This is a genomic window from Micromonospora sp. RB23 (assembly GCF_053585025.1).
The window spans coordinates 2069789-2086907 of the sequence record NZ_CM132111.1 but is presented as its reverse complement, the minus strand read 5'-3'; the positions used below and the strand labels follow the sequence as shown (position 1 = coordinate 2086907).

Sequence of the window (17119 nt, the reverse complement as noted above, 5' to 3'; positions counted from 1 at the left end):
TCGCAATGCCGTGTGAATGGCGGCGAAAAGCCCAGGGAAAGACCACCCTTCGGGCGCGCGGATGCGCTACTGAAGGGCAGACGGAAATGAAACGCCGAGGCGCGTGCTGCGGGCGGGACTAGTCGATCATCCGCTGCCGGCAACCGCCGTCGAGGCGTAGGGCGCCGAGGGAGAAACCGCAGCACGAGTCGGTGGTCGGCGTTCTGTGCTTGCACGCACGCATGAGGGCCCCCGTGTGTAATTCGTCAACAGACCGCTGTTCGCCGCGCGACATTTCGGTCGTGCGGCCTCTGCTGCTGACGTGAGCTGATGGTCTGCGACTTTAACCGCACAATCTACGGCTGTCAATCAGAGTTGCCCACCCGCGACAACGCGATTGGAAGCCGTCGGCCGATCACGGCGTTGACATTTATGAGCCCGGCCAGCGAGCGGATACGAACGGCATCACCGTCCGTCCACATCTATTTCCCGGGCACGCTCAGCAGGCGTTGAGATCCAGCTCGGCCAGCAACGGATAGTGATCGGAGGCGGTGTCCACCGCACCGCCGCGGATGACCCGACAGTCCAGGAGCCGCTGCGCCACAGCCGTGCTGCCGAACAGGTAGTCCAGCCGCATACCCGCGAACTCGACCCCGCCGAGGTCGGTGGGCACGGTGAGGCCGGCGGCCTCCGGCGCGTCGGCGTTGCCCCACGGCCACAGGTCGACAAGACCGGCGTCGAGCAGCCGCGCGACCGCGCGGGTGTCCACCGCGTCACCGGAGCGACGGAGGTGTCGCCGCCGGTAGAGGGAGGGCATACCGGCCAGTCGAGCGGCGTGGTCGACGATCGGATCGAGCGAGTTGAGGTCACCGGTGACAAGCGTCAGCGGCCCGGGGGCGCGGCGCAGGGCCGCGACCAGCCAGTCGACCTCCATCCGTCGCCGACCCCCCGAGTACGGGTAGAGGTGGGTGCCCAGCACCGTCAACGGACCGGCGGACGTGGCCACCACGACGCGGGCGGCGGCGTGGTGGAACGGGCGGCGCACCGGCCCCGCGTCGACGACCCGGTACGGCGGCCGGACCAGCACCGCCACCGGCTGCCCGAAGCAGGACCGGGCCAGGTGGGGTGTCATCCCGACCCGGTCCGCCACGGTGGCCATCAGCCCGGCCCGGTCGAAGCCGCGCAGCTCCTGCAACGCCAGCACGTCCGGCATATGCCGGTCGACGACCTGGACCACCCGATCCAGCCGGTCGCCGCCGTCCCGGTCCCGGCCGCCGGTGCGGATGTTCCAGGTCATCACCCGCAGCATCGTGGTGCTCAGTCAGGTCGGCCGGCGCGCGCCAGCTCGTCGTCGAGGGTGTCCACGTCCTCCGACTCGATGGCCGGCTGGTTGCCCTGCGCCAGGTCGGCGTTGGGGCGGATCACGACGTAGAGCAGGCCGATCCAGAGCGCGGAGAGCAGGATCGCGCCCATGAAGTCGGTCGGGTGGTGCATCCCCCGGTACATCCGGGAGGTCGCCACCCCGGCCGGCATGATCACGGCCAGCGCCACGAAGATCCACCGCCACCAGCGGTCGGTACGCGGGAACACGATCAGCGTGATCGCCAGCCAGACGCAGATGGTGGCCGCGATGTGCCCGGACGGGAACGAGGAGGTGGGCATCTGCCCGTCCAGGTTCTCCACCGCCGGGCGCGGCCGGCCGACCACGTGCGCCGAGGCGAGGAAGAGGGTCAGCTCACCGACCATCGCCAGCACCACGAACAGCACGGGCCGCCACCGCCGCCACACCGCGAGCACCAGCGGGCAGAAGACCAGCGAGATGAGCAGGATCGCGTGGGTGTCCCCGAACTTGCTCCACCACCAGCTCACGTCGGTCAGCACGTCGGTGTGCCGGTCGGCGAACCAGCGGGGGACCTCGGTGTCCAGGGTGGCGAAGAAGGTGCCCTTGGCGTGGTAGCTGACGAACGTTCCGAAGCCGTACAGCGCGCCGAACACGAGCACCCAGCCGACCAGCAGCTCGGCCACCGCCGAGCGGGGATGCGCCAGCACGCGCTCCTCGGCCGGGGCGATGGCGATGTCGTGCCCCGCCTCCGGCTCCAGTCCCTCGGTCAGCGGCGGCACCGGCTTGCCGCGCTCGCGCCGCCACAGCCGGAAGGCGTACGCGGTGACGCCCAGCCAGGCGGCCCCGAGCAGCCAGGCGCCCAGCACGTCGGAGACGAAGTGCACGCCCAGCGCGATCCGGGTCAGCCCGATCAGCGCCACCAGCACGCCCACGCCGACGATCGCGGGCTTGCGCCAGCGGGGCGCCATCGCCGGCAGGAACACCAGCAGCAGCGCCCCGTACGCGACGATCGAGCCGAGCGCGTGCCCGCTCGGGAAGCTGTTGCCGGGCGCGCTGGCGACCGGAACGTCCACCACCGGGCGGAGCCGACCGACGAGGGCCTTGAGCGACGGGTCGAGGATCAGCCCGCCGACCCCCGTGACGATCAGGTAGACGGCCAGCCGGGGCTGCCGCCGGATCAGCAGGCCGACCGCCGGGATAGCGACCAGCCAGATGAGGATCGGACGGCCACCCAGGTCGGTCACCGCCTGGAGCACGGTGACCAGCGGGTGGTGTGGGGCGACGAGCGAGTTGAACCACTCGGCGAGCGCGTGGTCCGCGTCCTGCAACGGGCTCCACCGGAAGCGGACGAGCAACAGCAACAGCCCGAACGCCGCACCGGCGCCGATGACGGCGACCAGACCGGCGATGCTCCGTTCGGCGAAGTGACCGATCGGACGCCGAGCCACCTCTTTGACCGCGGTCAACCCGCACCTCCCTTGTCGTACCTGGCGAGGCGAGGTACCCGATCCGCGTCCGGCGTACACCCGGCGCGTTCAGAGCGCGGTCATGTCTCCGGTGTCGAACAGCTCGGCGCGGTCGGCCTCGGGCTCCCACAGGTCGGGTTGCGCCGGCTCCTGCACGCCGATCCGCAGCGCCTCCAACTGGGCGGCGAAGGCCAACCCCCCGAAGAGCGCCATGCCGGTGAGGTTGGCCCAGAGCAGCAGCGCCATCATGCCGGTGAGCGCGCCGTAGGTCTGCCCGAAGCCGTCACTGAACTTGACGTACGCGGCCAGCAGCAGGCTGGCCAGCCACCACAGGACCGTGGCGATGCCGGCGCCGAAGAACAGCCAGGACAGGCCGGGCTGGTTGCGGCGCGGCGCCTGCCGGAACAGCACCGCCACGGCGAGCACGGTCAGGCCGAGGCTCAACGGGAACCGGATCACGTTCCAGATGATGTTGGCGGTCTCGCCCCACTCGTAGTGCTCGCGTACGGAGTCGCCCATCGCCCCGCCGCCCACGAGGATCAGGAAGCCGGCCAGCGCGGGCAGGCCGGCGGTGACGGCCAGGACGGCCGCCCGCAGGTACTTCCAGAGGGCCGGGCGGTCCCGCTCGACCCCGTAGATGCGGTTGGCGCCCCGCTCGATCTGGGCCATCGTGGTGGTCAGCGCGACCAGGCCGGTGAGCAGACCGAGGGTGAGCGCCAGCTCCCCCGCGTCCTCGACGCGTTCGCCCTCGCCGAGCAGTTCGCCGACGACCTCGGCGCTCTGACCGGGGGTGAGCGCCAGCACGGTGTCGGCGACGACGCGGCCGCCCTCCTCGACGCCCAGCTCGCTGATCAGACCGGTGAGCGCGATGAGGAACGGCACCACGGCCAGGCAGAGCTGCAACGCGAACGCCCGGGAGTGGCTGAATCCGTCGCCGTAGCGGAACCGGATGAACGCGTCGCGCAGCAGGTGCCAGCCGCCCTTGCGGCGCAGTGTGTGCCAGGCGTCGTCGGCCGACAGCTCCTCGTCGGCCATCAGCCGGGTCTCCGGCACGATCCGGGTGCTACTCACGGCGCGCTTCCTCGATCAGCTGCTCGCCCCGCTCCCCGGCGCCCTGTGCGTCGACGGACAGGTCGGGGGCGTCGTCGGGCTGCGGGACGCACAGCCACAGCGACTGCGGCCGGATCTCGGCGCGGAGCTGCCGTCCGGGAGCGATGAGGTCGCCGTCGAGCTCCCGCGGCTGCGCGCGGTTGCTGGTGACCACCACCGTGCGGCCGCGGAACACCTCCAGCTGCGGCACCTGGCCGCTGCGGCGGACCACGGCCCAGCCGAGCGCGAGCCAGTGCCGCAGGTTACGCGGGGTGAGTACGGCGACGTCGAGCCAGCCGTCGTCCGGCTCGGCCTCGGTCAGCAGGGTCACGCCGCCCTGGAGCCGGCCGACGTTGGCGATCAGCACCGAGCGGGCCCGGCGGCGCACCGGCGGGCGGTCGTCGATGCGGATCTGCACCCGCATCGGCCGGTCGCGCAGGTGCTTCACGGCACCCATCACGTACGCCGGCCAGCCGATGCGGGCCTTGGTGGTCTCGTTTGTGGCGTCGAGCATCTGGGCGTCGAAACCCATGCCCGCCATCACGGTGAAGTACTGGTCCTCCACGGCGCCGACGTCGAGCAGCCGCCGACCGCGTTCGACGGCGACCTGGAGCCCCGCCGGAAGGTCGGTGGAGAGACCGAGGTTGGCGGCGAGCAGGTTGCCGGTGCCCTGCGGCAGCACGGCGAGGGCCACGTCGGTGCCGACGAGCCCGCTGACGCAGGACATCACGGTGCCGTCGCCGCCGCAGGCGAAGACCAGGTCGACGCCGTCCTTGACGGCCTGTTCGGTCTGGCCCCGGCCGGGATCGTCGACGGTCGTCTCGAACCACTGCGGCTCGGGCCAGCCGACGGCGGCCAGCGCGTCGTTCACGGTGCGGCGCAGCTCGTCGAGATCGGCGACCTTCGCCGGGTTGACCACCACGGCGGAGCGCAGCCCGCCGTCGCCACCTGAGGGGCGCCTGTCCTGTCCAGCATCCACGGCGTCAGTGTGCAGTACCGGGCCGCCGTCAGCGACCCGGCGAGCCGCCGGCGTCGGAAGTGCCACAGACAGGTTTCAACCCGCGGGTGACACCTCACGCCGCCGCGCGCAGCGCCGCCTCCACCCGGCGGCGCAGATCGTCGAGGTCGACCCCGGCCTCGGTGAGCACCAGCGCACCCAGCCCCTGGCCCTCACGCAGCACCCCGAGCAGGATGTGTTCGGTGCCGATGTGCTTGTGGCGCAGCCGCAGCGCCTCGCGCAGCGACAGCTCCAGGGCCTTTTTCGACCGGGGCGAGAACGGCCCGCCGAGGTAGCGCCGACGCCCCCAGCGGCGACGCGGCGCCGGCACCGCCTCGCGCAGCGCGTCGGGGCCGAAGGACTGCTCGATGCGGGCCACGATCGCGGCCAGGTCGATGCCGATCTCGCGCAGCGCCGCCGCGTCCGCGTCGCCGAGACCGGCGCCTCCGCCGACGGTGTGCCGCCGGACCCGCTCGCGCAGGTCGTCGGCGCGTACTCCGGCGTCGGCGAGCACGCGGCCGGCCAGGCCGTCCTCGTCGGCGAGCAGGGCGAGCAGCAGGTGTTCGGTGCCGATCGGCCGTCGGCCCTCGGCCCGCGCCTCCTCCAGCGCCCGTCGGACCACGTTCCGTGCCCGGTCGGTGAACCGTTCGAACATCACGCCTCCCAGGATGTGTTGACCGCCGGTCGCCCGGCGTGCTTCTTGTGCACGGCCTGCCGGCTCACCTCGAGCGCGTCGGCGATCTCCTGCCAGGACCAGCCCTGTCGGCGGGCGTTGTCCACCTGGACCACCTCGAGTCGCTCGAGCAGCCGGCGCAGCGCGCGGACGGCGCGCAGCCCGACCCGGGGGTCGGTGCTGCCGGCTGCCGCCGCGAGTTCCGTCGCCTGACTCATGCCGTCAACATACGTTGACAGCCGTACGGTTGTCAACATTCGTTGACAGCGCGCTCGCGTTCGCGTAGCCCTGAACCGATCCGACCCACGCACCGCGATGATCCGACTACCCTCGGTGCAGAGACAGCGCGGTCGTGCCGGGCGCGACGCCCGGGAGGTGGTATCGGATGGCGGCATCGGCCGACGCGGCGGTGCTGGTCGGCCTCGGCTCGGACGGTGACCTCCCGGTCGTGGAGCAGGCCGCCCAGGAGGCCGCCGGCCACGGGCGGCCCCTGCACCTGGTGCACACCTTCGACTGGCACGCCGCCTTCGCGGCGGACACCGTCGCCGCGCCCCGCGACGCGGCCGAGGATCTGATCACCCGGGCGGCCCAGCTCGCCCACCAGGTCGAACCCGGTCTGACCGTACGCGGCGAGATCGTCGAGAGCGCCATGCTGCCCACCCTCATCCGCCGGTCCGAATCGGCCTTCCTCCTGGCGGTCGGCGACAGCGGGATGGCCGGCAGCGGTCAGTGCGTCCCGGCCGACACACCCGCCGTGCAGTTGGCCGCGCGGGCGAACTGCCCACTGCTGGCCGTCCGCCGCGAGCCACCGCCGCAGGGACCGGTCCTGGTCGGGGTGGACGGCTCGCCCAGCTCACACCTCGCCCTGCGGTGGGCCGTGGAGTGCGCCTCCCGGCGCGGCGCGCGACTCGTGGCCCTGCGGGTGGTGGAGAGCGACGAGGACACCGACGCGGTCGCCGAGCAACTCGGCGAGGCTTTGGCCCGCCACGTCGACCGGCACACCGCAGTGCCCACCGAGTGCCGGGTCGTCCGCGGCGACCCCGCGCAGGTGCTCATCGACACGTCACGGTCGGCCCAGGTGGCGCTGGTCGCCGCCCGTGGCGACGAACCGGGACGCGCCATGCTCGGCGCGGTCGCCCAGTCCCTGCTCTACCACTCCCCCGCCCCGGTGGTCGTCGTCCGCGGCCTGGCCGAGAAGCCGCTGACCGGGACCGGCACGCGCCCGGCGCCGAACCAACGGCCGTGACCCGGGGCGCCACCAGCCGCGACGGCGCAAGAGCTGACCGGGGGTGACCGATTCCGTAGCCGCGTGGCTGTGGCGCGGTCACAAGACCGCGCCACAGCACAACGGTCAGGACGATTTCACGGGCTTCACGCAGTTGGACATCCCGCTTTCCAACGCACCGTTGACGGCGGTGACGCAGAATTCGTAGTTCAAGGCACCGGCGAACAGGAACCCGACACCCCAGGTCGTTTCCATGATGGTCTGATCACTGGCTGTCAACTCGCTGCCATCGCTGAGGTTGCGAACCCAGACGCGATAGCCGGCCGCGCCGGCGGATTTGTTCCAGCTGAGGTTGACGCTTGAGGCGTCGAGGACATTGGCCTTCAGGCCGCTCGGCGCCGCGGGGGTTCCGCCGCCGACCAGGACGGGGCGGCCGGGATTCGGCAACCCTCCACCGCCGCTGGTGTCCCAACTCGATACCCAGACGAGATAACGGTGGCCGACTTTCAGGCCGTCGATATGGGCTGCGTGACCCCTGATTCCGACGGAGCCGAGGACTGCGCCCGGTTCGTCCTGATCCCAGTAGATGACCCCGTAACGTTCGACCGTCCCGACGGTTTCGCCCCAGGTGATGTCGAAGCCGGTGCTGGTGGCCCGGGTGACGACCGGGTACGGGCCCGGAGGAGCCGTCGAGTGCGCCACCATGGGCGCTGTCGGGGACGTCCACGCGGATTTCTGGTCATCGGTGTCGCCGTTGTCGGTGCGGACCTGATATTCCCACTTCAGGCCATCGGCAGAGAGCGTGTCGTGGCGGTTGGCCGCCGCCCTGGACTCATTCCAGTTCGCTGAGCCGACAAGACGGGACCGGACGGTGTATCCGTGGGCACCGAAGACCGCATCCCACGTCACCTTGGGCCCCTGGGGGCCGGGCTCGACGACGACGTTTCTCGGCACGGGAGTGGGCCGCGCCGGAATGGTGTCGGGGATGGCTGGCACGCTGGTCCCGATGCGGAAGTTGTTGACGAGGGTGCGTTCGAACGCCTGGGCGATCTTGTACTCGCCACGGGCGTTGGGGTGCAGCCCGTCGTAGCCGTTCGGACAGCTGTCGGGCCCGCAGGCGTAGTTCCCGCGCCAGTCGACCAACGCCACAGGGGACTGGCTGGTGCTCCACGACGGGATCGAGGTGGCCAGCAGCGTGTTGTAGCGATCGGTGTTGGCTGGCAGGTTCGGGTTGGCACCGAGCCGGGTGCGCTGAGGGATGTTGGCCAGTGCCAACTTGATGTTGGGGTTGGCGGCACGAGCCTCGCTCACCAGCGTCCTCATGCTGGCGATGGTCCCGTCCGGGCCGTCGACGAACCAGCCCAGGTCGTTGAACCCAAGCCCCACCAGGAGCAGGTCGGGCTTGTGCTCCGCTACCTGCGCATAAATTTCATTCTTGACCTGGGCCGCTTGACGGCCCCAGACCGCGAAGTGGTCAGGGTCGAAGGCCGACGCACCCGCGGCGTACGCACCCCAGGTGCGGGGCATTCCCTCCCAGGGGGCAGGAGCCCCTTGCAAACGGGGCGGGGCCGGGCCGGTTGCTTCTTCAGGGGGGTTGGTGCCGAAGTAGGGACCGACGAAGTCGACAGCGACATTCTGACTTCTGAACCACTCCCACAGCCGGTAGCGCCAAGTCCAGTCACCCTCGGCACCCTGGGACATCGAATCGCCCACAACCATCACCCTGAGCGCCCCGACCGGTCCTTCTACCGTTGACCCGACGCCCCGCTTCAAGCGCAGGATCGTGTTGTAAATGATGTCGGCAGTATTCCCGGTGAGCAGGCTGGCTACGTAATTAAGAGGAGTCTCCCAGAAACGGAATTTAGTCGCAAAGTTGCGCAACAGCTTCTGACCCTCCTCTATGAAAGGTCGCGTGCTCGAGGAGAGGACTTGCAAGGCCGCCCCGCCGACAGCGCCACCGAGAGCGCCCCACACCGCGTTGCCTGCCGCTTTACCCCAGACGTCGGCGTCGATCGGATTCCCGTCCAACCGGGCGCTCGTCAATTCGCCCACGGCTGAGCCCAAGGCTCCAGAGATAGCACCGCAGACCGGTGCGGCGGCGACAGCCCCGGGGCTGAAGGCGGCCATGCAAATGGCAGCGACCAGGAGCGATGACCCCACACTGGCGAGACCGACCACCAGCCCCTTCCAGAAGCCATCCCAGAAGCCCGCAGCGCCGATGTACACCTTGGGCACCACGATCACCAGGCTGTTGCCGAGAGCCTGGATGCTTCCGCCGAACTTGATGTCGATCCGCGGTGAGTAATAGCCTGCAGAATTTTCTTGGGCTTGGCGCGCGAAAGACTCGCTGAGGAGAAGCCCGGCGTCGGTCTGGTCGCGATGAAAGATCGCGACCCTTTGCAGCAGTAGCTCCTGAAATTGCTCAGGGCGCTGCACGGGATTGAAGTCCAGGATCGCCACGACATCTTCGTCATCGAATGCCAACTGCCGGAATTGCCCTGAGTCGCGCGCGCAGCCCACGCGCAGCCCCACGCTCTCTGCCTCGACCGGCCTGACGTCGAAGGATGAGCCGTGCACGGAGCACACGGCATCCGCCGGGGCGGCGGCCGCTTGGGTCACGCCAATATTGGTGGAGCCGGCCACAACCAGCACCAACGCAAGAACGAACGCCGTGAGACGGGCGCCATGCCGGCTACTTCTGTGCACCCACGATCGACTATGGGAGTGAGACATGGAGGACTTCTCTCTGTCCGATCACGGCACGGAGGGTGGAATCACGAAGTCACCTCCGGCAAAGCATCGCGCCGGACGTACCGGCCCACCCGCTGCCTGACCTGGGACGAGTAGGGATCCGACGCTCGCCTCGACGTACCCCCGTCGATGGCTTGTCGTCGTTGACTGTCGTCGGTTCTTCAGATCCATGATCTTGGAGTGAATTCCATAGATCCACAAGTCTCGAATCGAATACAGCCGCCAGTCCCCCGGCCCAGCGACACCGCCCAGCTCCAGCCGGGGTGGGCCCAGCGGCGGGTCCGCCCGGAGCGGAACACGTTGCCCGGAGACCGTCACGCACCGCCGATCCGACCCCGTCGACAGACCGACGCGACTACCCTCGGTCAGGGAAGAGGTGGCGGCATGCATCCGCGCCAGTGGGGACCAACGGCCCTGCCCCATCCTCTCGGCGGCGACGAAGCTGGACGTGGCCGGGAAAACCCGGGACACCGGATGCGACGTCCCCGATTTCGCGAGAGGCTTACGCAGCATGGATTCCGCTGTTGACCTGCACAGCCCTCTGACCGAAGACGAACTGCGTCGGCTGGACGCCTACTGGCGGGCCGCGAACTACCTCACCGTCGGGCAGATCTACCTGCTGGGCAACCCGCTGCTGCGGGAGCCACTGACCACCGACGACATCAAGCCCCGGCTGCTCGGGCACTGGGGCACCAGCCCCGGACTCAACCTGATCTACGCCCACCTCAACCGGGTGATCGTCGCCCGCGACCTGAACGCCATGCTGGTCACCGGCCCCGGGCACGGCGGCCCGGCCATCGTGGCCAACACCTGGCTGGAGGGCACCTGGTCCGAGCGCTACCACGACGTGGCGCGCGACGAGGCCGGGATGGCCCGGTTGTTCCGGCAGTTCTCCTTCCCCGGCGGCATCCCCAGCCACGTCGCGGCGGACGTGCCGGGTTCGATCCACGAGGGCGGCGAACTGGGGTACGCCCTGAGCCACGCCTACGGCGCCGCGTTCGACCACCCGGATCTCGTGGTCGCCTGCGTGGTGGGCGACGGTGAGGCGGAGACCGGCCCACTGGCCGGCAGCTGGCTCTCCAACGTCTTCCTGAACCCGGCCCGGGACGGCGCGGTGCTGCCCATCCTGCACCTCAACGGCTACAAGATCGCCAATCCCACCGTGCTGTCCCGGATTCCCGAGGCGGACCTGCTGGACCTCATGCGGGGCTCCGGTTACGAGCCGTACGTGGTGGCCGGCGACGACCCGGACGTGGTGCACCGCACCCTCGCGGCCACCCTGGACCGGGCGCTTGACGACATCGCCTCGATCCAGCGCGGGGCCCGCTCCGGCGGGATTGTCGAGCGTCCCCGCTGGCCGATGATCATCCTGCGGACGCCGAAGGGCTGGACGGGACCGCGCGAGGTCGACGGCACGGAGGTCGAGGGCACCTACCGCGCCCACCAGGTGCCACTGTCCGGCGTCCGCGACAACCCGGCGCACCTGGCCGAGCTGGAGCGCTGGCTGCGCAGCTACCGACCGGAGGAGCTGTTCGACGCCACCGGCGCCCCGGTCGACGAGCTGCGGACGCTGCCGCCGACCGGCGACCGGCGGATGAGCGCCAACCCGGTCACCAACGGCGGCGTGGTCCTGCGCGACCTGGACCTGCCCGACTTCCGCGAGTACGGCGTGGACGTCCCCGAGCCGGGCCAGCCGATGGCCGGGGCGACCGGGGTGCTCGGGCCGTGGATCCGGGACGTGATCGCCGCCAACCCGCAGACGTTCCGGCTGTTCGGCCCGGACGAGGTCGCGTCCAACCGTTTGGGCGCCGCCTTCGAGGTGACCGACCGGGCCTGGATGGCCGCCACCGTCCCCGGCGACGACCACCTCTCCCCCGACGGCCGGGTCATGGAGGTGCTGTCCGAGCACCTGTGCCAGGGCTGGCTGGAGGGTTACCTGCTGACCGGCCGGCACGGCGTGTTCACCAGCTACGAGGCGTTCATCCACATCGTCGACTCCATGGTCAACCAGCACGCCAAGTGGCTGAAGGTGACCCGGGCCATCCCCTGGCGGCAACCGATCGCCTCGCTGAACTACCTGCTGTCCAGCCACGTCTGGCGTCAGGACCACAACGGCTTCTCCCACCAGGACCCGGGCTTCATCGACCACGTGGTCAACAAGAAGGCCGAGGTCGTACGGGTCTACCTGCCGCCGGACGCCAACACCCTGCTCGCCACCATGGACCACTGCCTGCGCAGCCGGCACTACATCAACGTGGTCGTCGCCGGGAAGCAGCCGGCGCCGAACTGGCTCACGATGGACGAGGCGATCCAGCACACCCGCCGCGGCCTCGGCATCTGGGAGTGGGCCAGCACCGACGGCGACAGCGAGCCGGACGTCGTCCTGGCCTGCTGCGGGGATGTGCCCACGCTGGAGACCCTCGCCGCCGCCGACCTGCTGCGTCAACACCTGCCGGAGCTGAAGGTCCGGCTGGTCAACGTCGTCGACCTGATGCGCCTGCAACCGGACACCGAACACCCGCACGGCCTGCCCGACAAGGAGTTCGACACCATCTTCACGCCGGACCGGCCGGTCATCTTCGCCTACCACGGCTACCCGTGGCTCATCCACCGCCTGACGTACCGCCGGTCCAACCACGAGAACCTGCACGTCCGCGGCTACAAGGAGGAGGGCACCACCACCACCCCGTTCGACATGGTGATGCTCAACGACCTGGACCGGTTCCACCTGGTCATCGACGTCATCGACCGGGTGCCGGGCCTGGGCGCGCGCGCCGCGCACCTGCGCCAGAAGATGGTCGACGCCCGGCAGGCGGCCCGCGACTACACGCGCCGGTACGGCGAGGACGACCCGCAGGTCGCCGAGTGGCGGTGGGTCCGCGAGACCGACCCGACCAATCCCTGAGAGGAGGACGACGTGCGGGACGCGGAGATCCTGGTCGGCTACGACGGCTCCACCGACGCGTCGGTGGCCCTGAACTGGGCGCTGGACGAGGCCGAACGCAGCGGTCAGGCGGTGCGGCTGGCGTACATCTTCGAATGGCTGACCGTGGCCAGTTGGGTCGGTCCGGGCGTGGCGCCCGGCATCTGGCCGGACGACACCGCCCGGCGGCAGGTGGACGACCTGGTCCGCAGGGCCGCCGCGGACGCCGCCGCCGCGCATCCCGGCCTGACGGTCACCGGCGAGGTGTACGACGGACCACCCGCCCTGGTGTTGCAGGAACGCTCCACCGACGCGGGAATGCTGGTGCTCGGCAGCCGGGGCCACGGCGGGTTCGGCGGACTGCTGGCCGGCTCGACGGCGGTGGCGGTCGCCGCGCACGCGCACTGCCCCGTCGTCATCGTCCGCGACGGTGCGGCCCACGGTCCGGCCGACCCCGTGACCGTGGGTGTGGACGGTTCGGAACCGTCGCTGGTGGCGCTCGGCTTCGCGGCCGAACGGGCGGCCCAACGACGGGTACCGCTGCGCGTGCTGCATGCCTGGACGCCGGGCCCGGGTGGGGCCGCCGGGACCCCCGACGAGCGGGCGGCCGTCGAGGAGGCGGTGGAACCCTGGCGGCGCACGTTTCCCGAGCTGGACCTCACCGTCGACCTCGTCGGGGGCAGTCCGGCGGCGACGCTCATCGAGGCGAGCCGGTCGGCCCAGCTGGTGGTGGTCGGCAGCCGGGGCCGGGGTGGGCTGGCCGGGATGCTGCTCGGCTCGGTCAGCCAACAGGTCATCCAGCACGCCGGCTGCCCGGTCGCCGTCGTCCGGGAACGCTGAGGCCGATCCTGCGTCGTCCGGGCCGACCGGCCCGCGCGTCGGGACCTGTGGCCCGTGCGTCCCGCCCGCCGAGGCCCGACGATGGAGCGGCAACACACCGCGCGACAGCGGCAGGTCAGGCACGATGGCTAAGACGGAAAGGTCGTGACGATGAGTCAGGAAAGCTCGCTGACCACCGCGCTCGCGGAGGCCGCCGCCACCGCCGGCCACGCCCCATCGGTGCACAACACGCAGCCCTGGCGTTGGCGGGTGCTCCCCGAGGCGCTGGAGCTGCACACGGTCGCCGACCGGCAGCTCGCGGCCGGCGACCCGGAGGGACGACTGCTGGCGGTCAGCTGCGGCGCCGCCCTGCACCACGCCCGGACGGCGCTCGCCGCCGAGGGCTGGCGCGCGGTGGTGCGACGCCTACCCGACCCGGGCGACGAGAGTCTGGTGGCCCGCCTGACCGACCTGACCCGAACCGAGGCCGACCCGGACGCCATGCGCCTCGTGCAGTGCATGTCGGTGCGGCACACCGACCGACGGCCGGTCAGCGACGAGCAGGTGCCCACCGACGCGATCGGGGAGATCACCCGGGCGGTCACCGCCGAGGGCAGTCGCCTCCAGATCCTCGACCGCGACCAGGTGTTGGAGCTGGCCGCCACGGCCGGGCGCGCCAGCGCGGTCGAGGCCGAGGACCCGGAGCTGCGCGCCGAGCTGGCGTACTGGACGAGCCGCGCCGACACCGGCACCGGGCTGCCCGCCGAGGTGCTGCCCGAGCAGCCGCCACAGACCACCGTGCCGGGCCGTGACTTCGGCCGCCCCGGCAGCCTGCCGATCGGGCCCGGCCACGACCGCATGGCGGTGTACGCGCTGCTGCACGGCGACGAGGACGACCGGGACAGCTGGCTCCGCGCCGGTGAAGCCCTCTCCGCCGCCTGGCTGACCGCCACCCGGCTCGGCGTGTCGGTGGTGCCGCTCAGCGCGGTCGTCGAGGTCCCCGGCACCCGGCAGACCCTGCGTCAGGTGCTCGCCGGCATCGGCTTCCCGTACCTCGTGCTGCGCCTGGGTATCGCGGACCCGGCACACGCGGGGCCGCCGCACACCCCGCGACTGGCCAGCGAGCAGGTGGTCGACACCTCCGCCGTGCGCGGCGGTCAGCCCTGACGGGTCGATCCGCGGCATCGGCCGACGCTACGATCGCGCGGTGACCAGCAGCGTCCCGCAGCCTCGCCCGGAAACCCCGGTGACGCCGTCGCTCGGCCTGAGCCCGCTGTCCCGGGTCCGCCTCGACGAACTGCTCCAGGAGATGCTGGACCGGGTCGGCGAGGTGATGACCAGCCGGGAGCGGTTGCGGGCGCTGCTCGACGCCGTCGTCGGCATCGGCACCAACCTGGATCTGCGCACCACCCTGCGGCGCATCGTGCAGGCGGCCTGCGAGCTGGTCGGCGCCCGGTACGGCGCGCTGGGCGTGGTCGGGCCGGACCGGCTGCTGCACGACTTCATCGTGCACGGCGTCACGCCCGAGCAGCACACGCGGATCGGCGACCTGCCCCACGGCCGGGGCGTGCTCGGCCTGCTCATCGACGATCCCCGCCCGCTGCGCATGCCGGACATCACCCAGCACCCCCGCTCGTACGGCTTCCCCGCCAACCACCCGCCGATGCACAGTTTCCTGGGCGTGCCGGTACTCATCCGGGAACAGGTGTTCGGCAACCTCTACCTGGCCGAGAAGCAGGGCGGCGCCCAGTTCACCGAGGACGACGAGGAGATCGTCGTCGCGCTCGCCGCCGCCGCCGGCGTGGCCATCGAGAACGCCCGCCTGTACGCCCTCGCCCACCGGCGGGAACGCTGGCTCGCGGCGACCGCCGAGATCACCACGGTGCTGCTCGGCGAGGTGCGTCGCACCGACGCGTTGGCGCTCGTCGCCCGCCGCGCCCGGGAGGTCGCCGAGGCGGAGTTGGCGCTGGTGCTGCTGCACGACGCCGACACCGCGCAGTTCACCGTGGAGGTGGTCGACGGCGTCGACGAGCGGGCCCGGACGCTGGTCGGCGCTGTCCTGCCGGTCGCCGACACCAGTTTCGGGGCGGCCGTCGCGCAGGGACGGCACGACCAGGTGGACGACCTGGCGCACGCCGCGCCGTGGCCGGCGCTGCTGCACAGCGGGCCCGCGATCGTCTCACCGCTGGCCACCGCGGAGACGCTGCACGGCGTGCTCATCGTCGCGCACCGCCCGGAGCGTGGTGGCGGCGCCAGCGACGAGGACGTGGCGCTGCTGGGCAGCTTCGCCGGCCAGGCGGCGCTGGCCATGGAACGGGCGCGTGGTCAGGAGGAGCGCGAGCTGTTGGTGGTCCTGGAGGACCGCGAGCGGATTGCCCGTGACCTGCACGACGTGGTGATCCAGCGGCTCTTCGCCACCGGCCTGCAATTGCAGAGCGCCGCGCCGATGATGGCCCGCCCCGAGGTCGCCAAACGGATCAACGCTGCCGTCGACGACCTCGACGACACCATCCGCGACATCCGGCGGACCATCTTCGAGCTGCGGACGCCGATGACCGCCGCGCTGCGTACCGAGATCCGTGAGGCGATCGAGCTGGCCGCCGAGTCCCTGGGCTTCAGGCCGCACCTGGAGCTGACCGGGCCGGTGGACAGCGCCGTCCCCGACGCCATCCGCCCGGAACTGACCGCTGTGCTGCGCGAGGCGCTGTCCAACACGGTCCGCCACGCGCGGGCCACCCGCGTCGACGTGGCCGTACGCGTCGAGGGCGATCGGGTGAGCGTGACGGTGACCGACGACGGGGTGGGCTGCGACCCGGGTGCGGCCCGAGGCGGCCTGGTGAACCTCCGCGAACGCGCCGACCGCCTGGGCGGCGCCTTCACGATCCGCCCCGCCACCCCCCAAGGCACCGAGCTGCACTGGGCAGTGCCGCTGCGCGACTAACCGCGCTCCCTCCGACCCGCCGCCGATCTTGCAGTTTCGGTTGACGAGATGAGGGGCAAGGTCGGTTTTGTCGGCGCGGAAAGTGCAAGATCGCGGGGACCAGGGCGGGTCAGGGCGTCTTGCCGAGCAGACGGGTGGCCAGGACCGCCGCCTGGGTACGGCGTTCCAGGCCCAGCTTGGCCAGCACGCTCGACACGTAGTTCTTCACCGTCTTCTCCGCGAGGAACATCCTGCCGGCGATCTCCCGGTTGGTGAGCCCCTCGGCCACGTACTCCAGGATCCGCCGCTCCTGCTCGGTGAGCGACTTCAACTCGCGCGGCTGCTCGACACCGTTGCGGATACGTTCCAGCACCCGGGTGGTGATCGCCGGATCGAGCAGGGACTGCCCGGCCGCCACCCGACGCACCGCGTCCACCAGATCGGTCCCGCGGATCTGCTTGAGCACGTACCCGGCGGCACCCGCCATGATCGCGGCGAACAGCGCCTCGTCGTCCTCGTACGAGGTGAGGATCAGACCCTTGATGGACGAGTCGACGGCCCGGACGTCGCGACACACGTCGATGCCGTTGCCGTCGGGCAGCCGGGCGTCGAGGATCGCCACGTCGGGTCGCAGCGCCGGGATGCGACGCGCCGCCTCCTGCGCGGAGCCGGACTCGCCGACCACCTCGATGTCGCCGCTGCTCTGTAGCAGGTCGGCCAGGCCACGGCGGACGACCTCGTGGTCGTCGAGGAGGAAGACGCGGATCATCCCTCGTTTCTACAGGTGCCGCGCGACGGGTGCACGGGCCGAAGGTCCCGACCCGAGGAACCGAGGGCCGCCGGGGCGGTCGGGCCGGTGGATCGGGACGTCCGGCCCTGCTCGACGCCGCCCGATTGGCGGAGCGTGGGGATGCGCCAGCCGTCACGGCTCGACG

The 17119-nt window shown here is 71.2% G+C and carries 13 protein-coding genes; 5 read left to right on the top strand and 8 right to left on the bottom strand.

The features are described from left to right. Window positions 1-478: 478 nt before the first annotated feature. The 6 genes from ACTFTM_RS09635 to ACTFTM_RS09610 all read right to left on the bottom strand — a co-directional run bounded on the left by ACTFTM_RS09635 (window position 479) and on the right by ACTFTM_RS09610 (window position 5764). Complete coding sequence (locus ACTFTM_RS09635) at window positions 479-1288, bottom strand: endonuclease/exonuclease/phosphatase family protein (protein ID WP_449565452.1); 810 nt, start codon at window positions 1286-1288, stop codon at window positions 479-481. An 8-nt stretch (window positions 1289-1296) separates the two neighbouring features. Next, window positions 1297-2787 carry a phosphatase PAP2 family protein gene (locus ACTFTM_RS09630; protein WP_449565451.1) on the bottom strand — a complete coding sequence of 497 codons (1491 nt, stop codon included), beginning with the start codon at window positions 2785-2787 and terminating at the stop codon, window positions 1297-1299. Window positions 2788-2856: 69 nt separating this feature from the next. Further along, a complete protein-coding gene (locus ACTFTM_RS09625; protein WP_449565450.1) occupies window positions 2857-3858 on the bottom strand; it encodes a YihY/virulence factor BrkB family protein in 1002 nt (333 codons plus the stop codon). After that, window positions 3851-4855, bottom strand: a complete 1005-nt coding sequence (locus ACTFTM_RS09620; RefSeq protein WP_449565449.1) for a diacylglycerol/lipid kinase family protein — start codon at window positions 4853-4855, stop codon at window positions 3851-3853. The genes ACTFTM_RS09625 and ACTFTM_RS09620 overlap by 8 nt, the downstream gene beginning before the upstream one ends. A 94-nt stretch (window positions 4856-4949) precedes the next feature. After that, window positions 4950-5528, bottom strand: coding sequence for a Clp protease N-terminal domain-containing protein (locus ACTFTM_RS09615; RefSeq protein WP_449566590.1), 579 nt, complete (start codon window positions 5526-5528; stop codon window positions 4950-4952). Next, window positions 5528-5764: an HTH domain-containing protein gene (locus ACTFTM_RS09610; RefSeq protein WP_278151289.1), complete on the bottom strand. Its 237-nt coding sequence runs from the start codon at window positions 5762-5764 to the stop codon at window positions 5528-5530. The genes ACTFTM_RS09615 and ACTFTM_RS09610 overlap by 1 nt, the downstream gene beginning before the upstream one ends. A gap of 167 nt (window positions 5765-5931) precedes the next feature. Between ACTFTM_RS09610 and ACTFTM_RS09605 the strand changes: the two genes are divergently transcribed. Then, window positions 5932-6792 (top strand): universal stress protein, encoded by an 861-nt coding sequence (locus ACTFTM_RS09605; RefSeq protein WP_449565448.1) that lies wholly within the window; start codon window positions 5932-5934, stop codon window positions 6790-6792. 105 nt (window positions 6793-6897) lie between these two features. Here the strand turns inward: ACTFTM_RS09605 and ACTFTM_RS09600 are convergent, their stop codons facing one another. Further along, the gene (locus ACTFTM_RS09600; protein WP_449566589.1) at window positions 6898-9423 is read right to left on the bottom strand and encodes a GDSL-type esterase/lipase family protein; all 2526 of its coding nucleotides are present in this window, start codon (window positions 9421-9423) and stop codon (window positions 6898-6900) included. 610 nt (window positions 9424-10033) lie between these two features. Between ACTFTM_RS09600 and ACTFTM_RS09595 the strand changes: the two genes are divergently transcribed. From ACTFTM_RS09595 to ACTFTM_RS09580, 4 genes are all read left to right on the top strand, one after another. Next, window positions 10034-12427, top strand: a complete 2394-nt coding sequence (locus ACTFTM_RS09595) for a phosphoketolase family protein (protein ID WP_449565447.1) — start codon at window positions 10034-10036, stop codon at window positions 12425-12427. A 12-nt stretch (window positions 12428-12439) separates the two neighbouring features. After that, window positions 12440-13285, top strand: a complete 846-nt coding sequence (locus ACTFTM_RS09590) for a universal stress protein (RefSeq protein WP_449565446.1) — start codon at window positions 12440-12442, stop codon at window positions 13283-13285. Window positions 13286-13435: 150 nt separating this feature from the next. Next, window positions 13436-14431 carry an Acg family FMN-binding oxidoreductase gene (locus ACTFTM_RS09585; RefSeq protein WP_449565445.1) on the top strand — a complete coding sequence of 332 codons (996 nt, stop codon included), beginning with the start codon at window positions 13436-13438 and terminating at the stop codon, window positions 14429-14431. Between the two features lie 97 nt (window positions 14432-14528). Further along, the gene (locus tag ACTFTM_RS09580; protein WP_449566588.1) at window positions 14529-16205 is read left to right on the top strand and encodes a GAF domain-containing protein; all 1677 of its coding nucleotides are present in this window, start codon (window positions 14529-14531) and stop codon (window positions 16203-16205) included. A 109-nt stretch (window positions 16206-16314) separates the two neighbouring features. Here ACTFTM_RS09580 and ACTFTM_RS09575 read toward each other — a convergent pair whose 3' ends face one another. Continuing rightward, window positions 16315-16953, bottom strand: coding sequence for a response regulator (locus ACTFTM_RS09575; protein WP_030336079.1), 639 nt, complete (start codon window positions 16951-16953; stop codon window positions 16315-16317). Window positions 16954-17119 lie beyond the last annotated feature (166 nt).

Excerpts from the sequence above, each read along its gene's own strand:
- ACTFTM_RS09635 (WP_449565452.1), bottom strand. The coding sequence starts at position 1,288 with ATGCTGCGGGTGATGACCTGGAACATCCGCACCGGCGGCCGGGACCGG.
- ACTFTM_RS09615 (WP_449566590.1), bottom strand. The coding sequence starts at position 5,528 with ATGTTCGAACGGTTCACCGACCGGGCACGGAACGTGGTCCGACGGGCG.
- ACTFTM_RS09610 (WP_278151289.1), bottom strand. The coding sequence starts at position 5,764 with ATGAGTCAGGCGACGGAACTCGCGGCGGCAGCCGGCAGCACCGACCCC.
- ACTFTM_RS09605 (WP_449565448.1), top strand. The coding sequence starts at position 5,932 with ATGGCGGCATCGGCCGACGCGGCGGTGCTGGTCGGCCTCGGCTCGGAC.
- ACTFTM_RS09595 (WP_449565447.1), top strand. The coding sequence starts at position 10,034 with ATGGATTCCGCTGTTGACCTGCACAGCCCTCTGACCGAAGACGAACTG.
- ACTFTM_RS09585 (WP_449565445.1), top strand. The coding sequence starts at position 13,436 with ATGAGTCAGGAAAGCTCGCTGACCACCGCGCTCGCGGAGGCCGCCGCC.
- ACTFTM_RS09575 (WP_030336079.1), bottom strand. The coding sequence starts at position 16,953 with ATGATCCGCGTCTTCCTCCTCGACGACCACGAGGTCGTCCGCCGTGGC.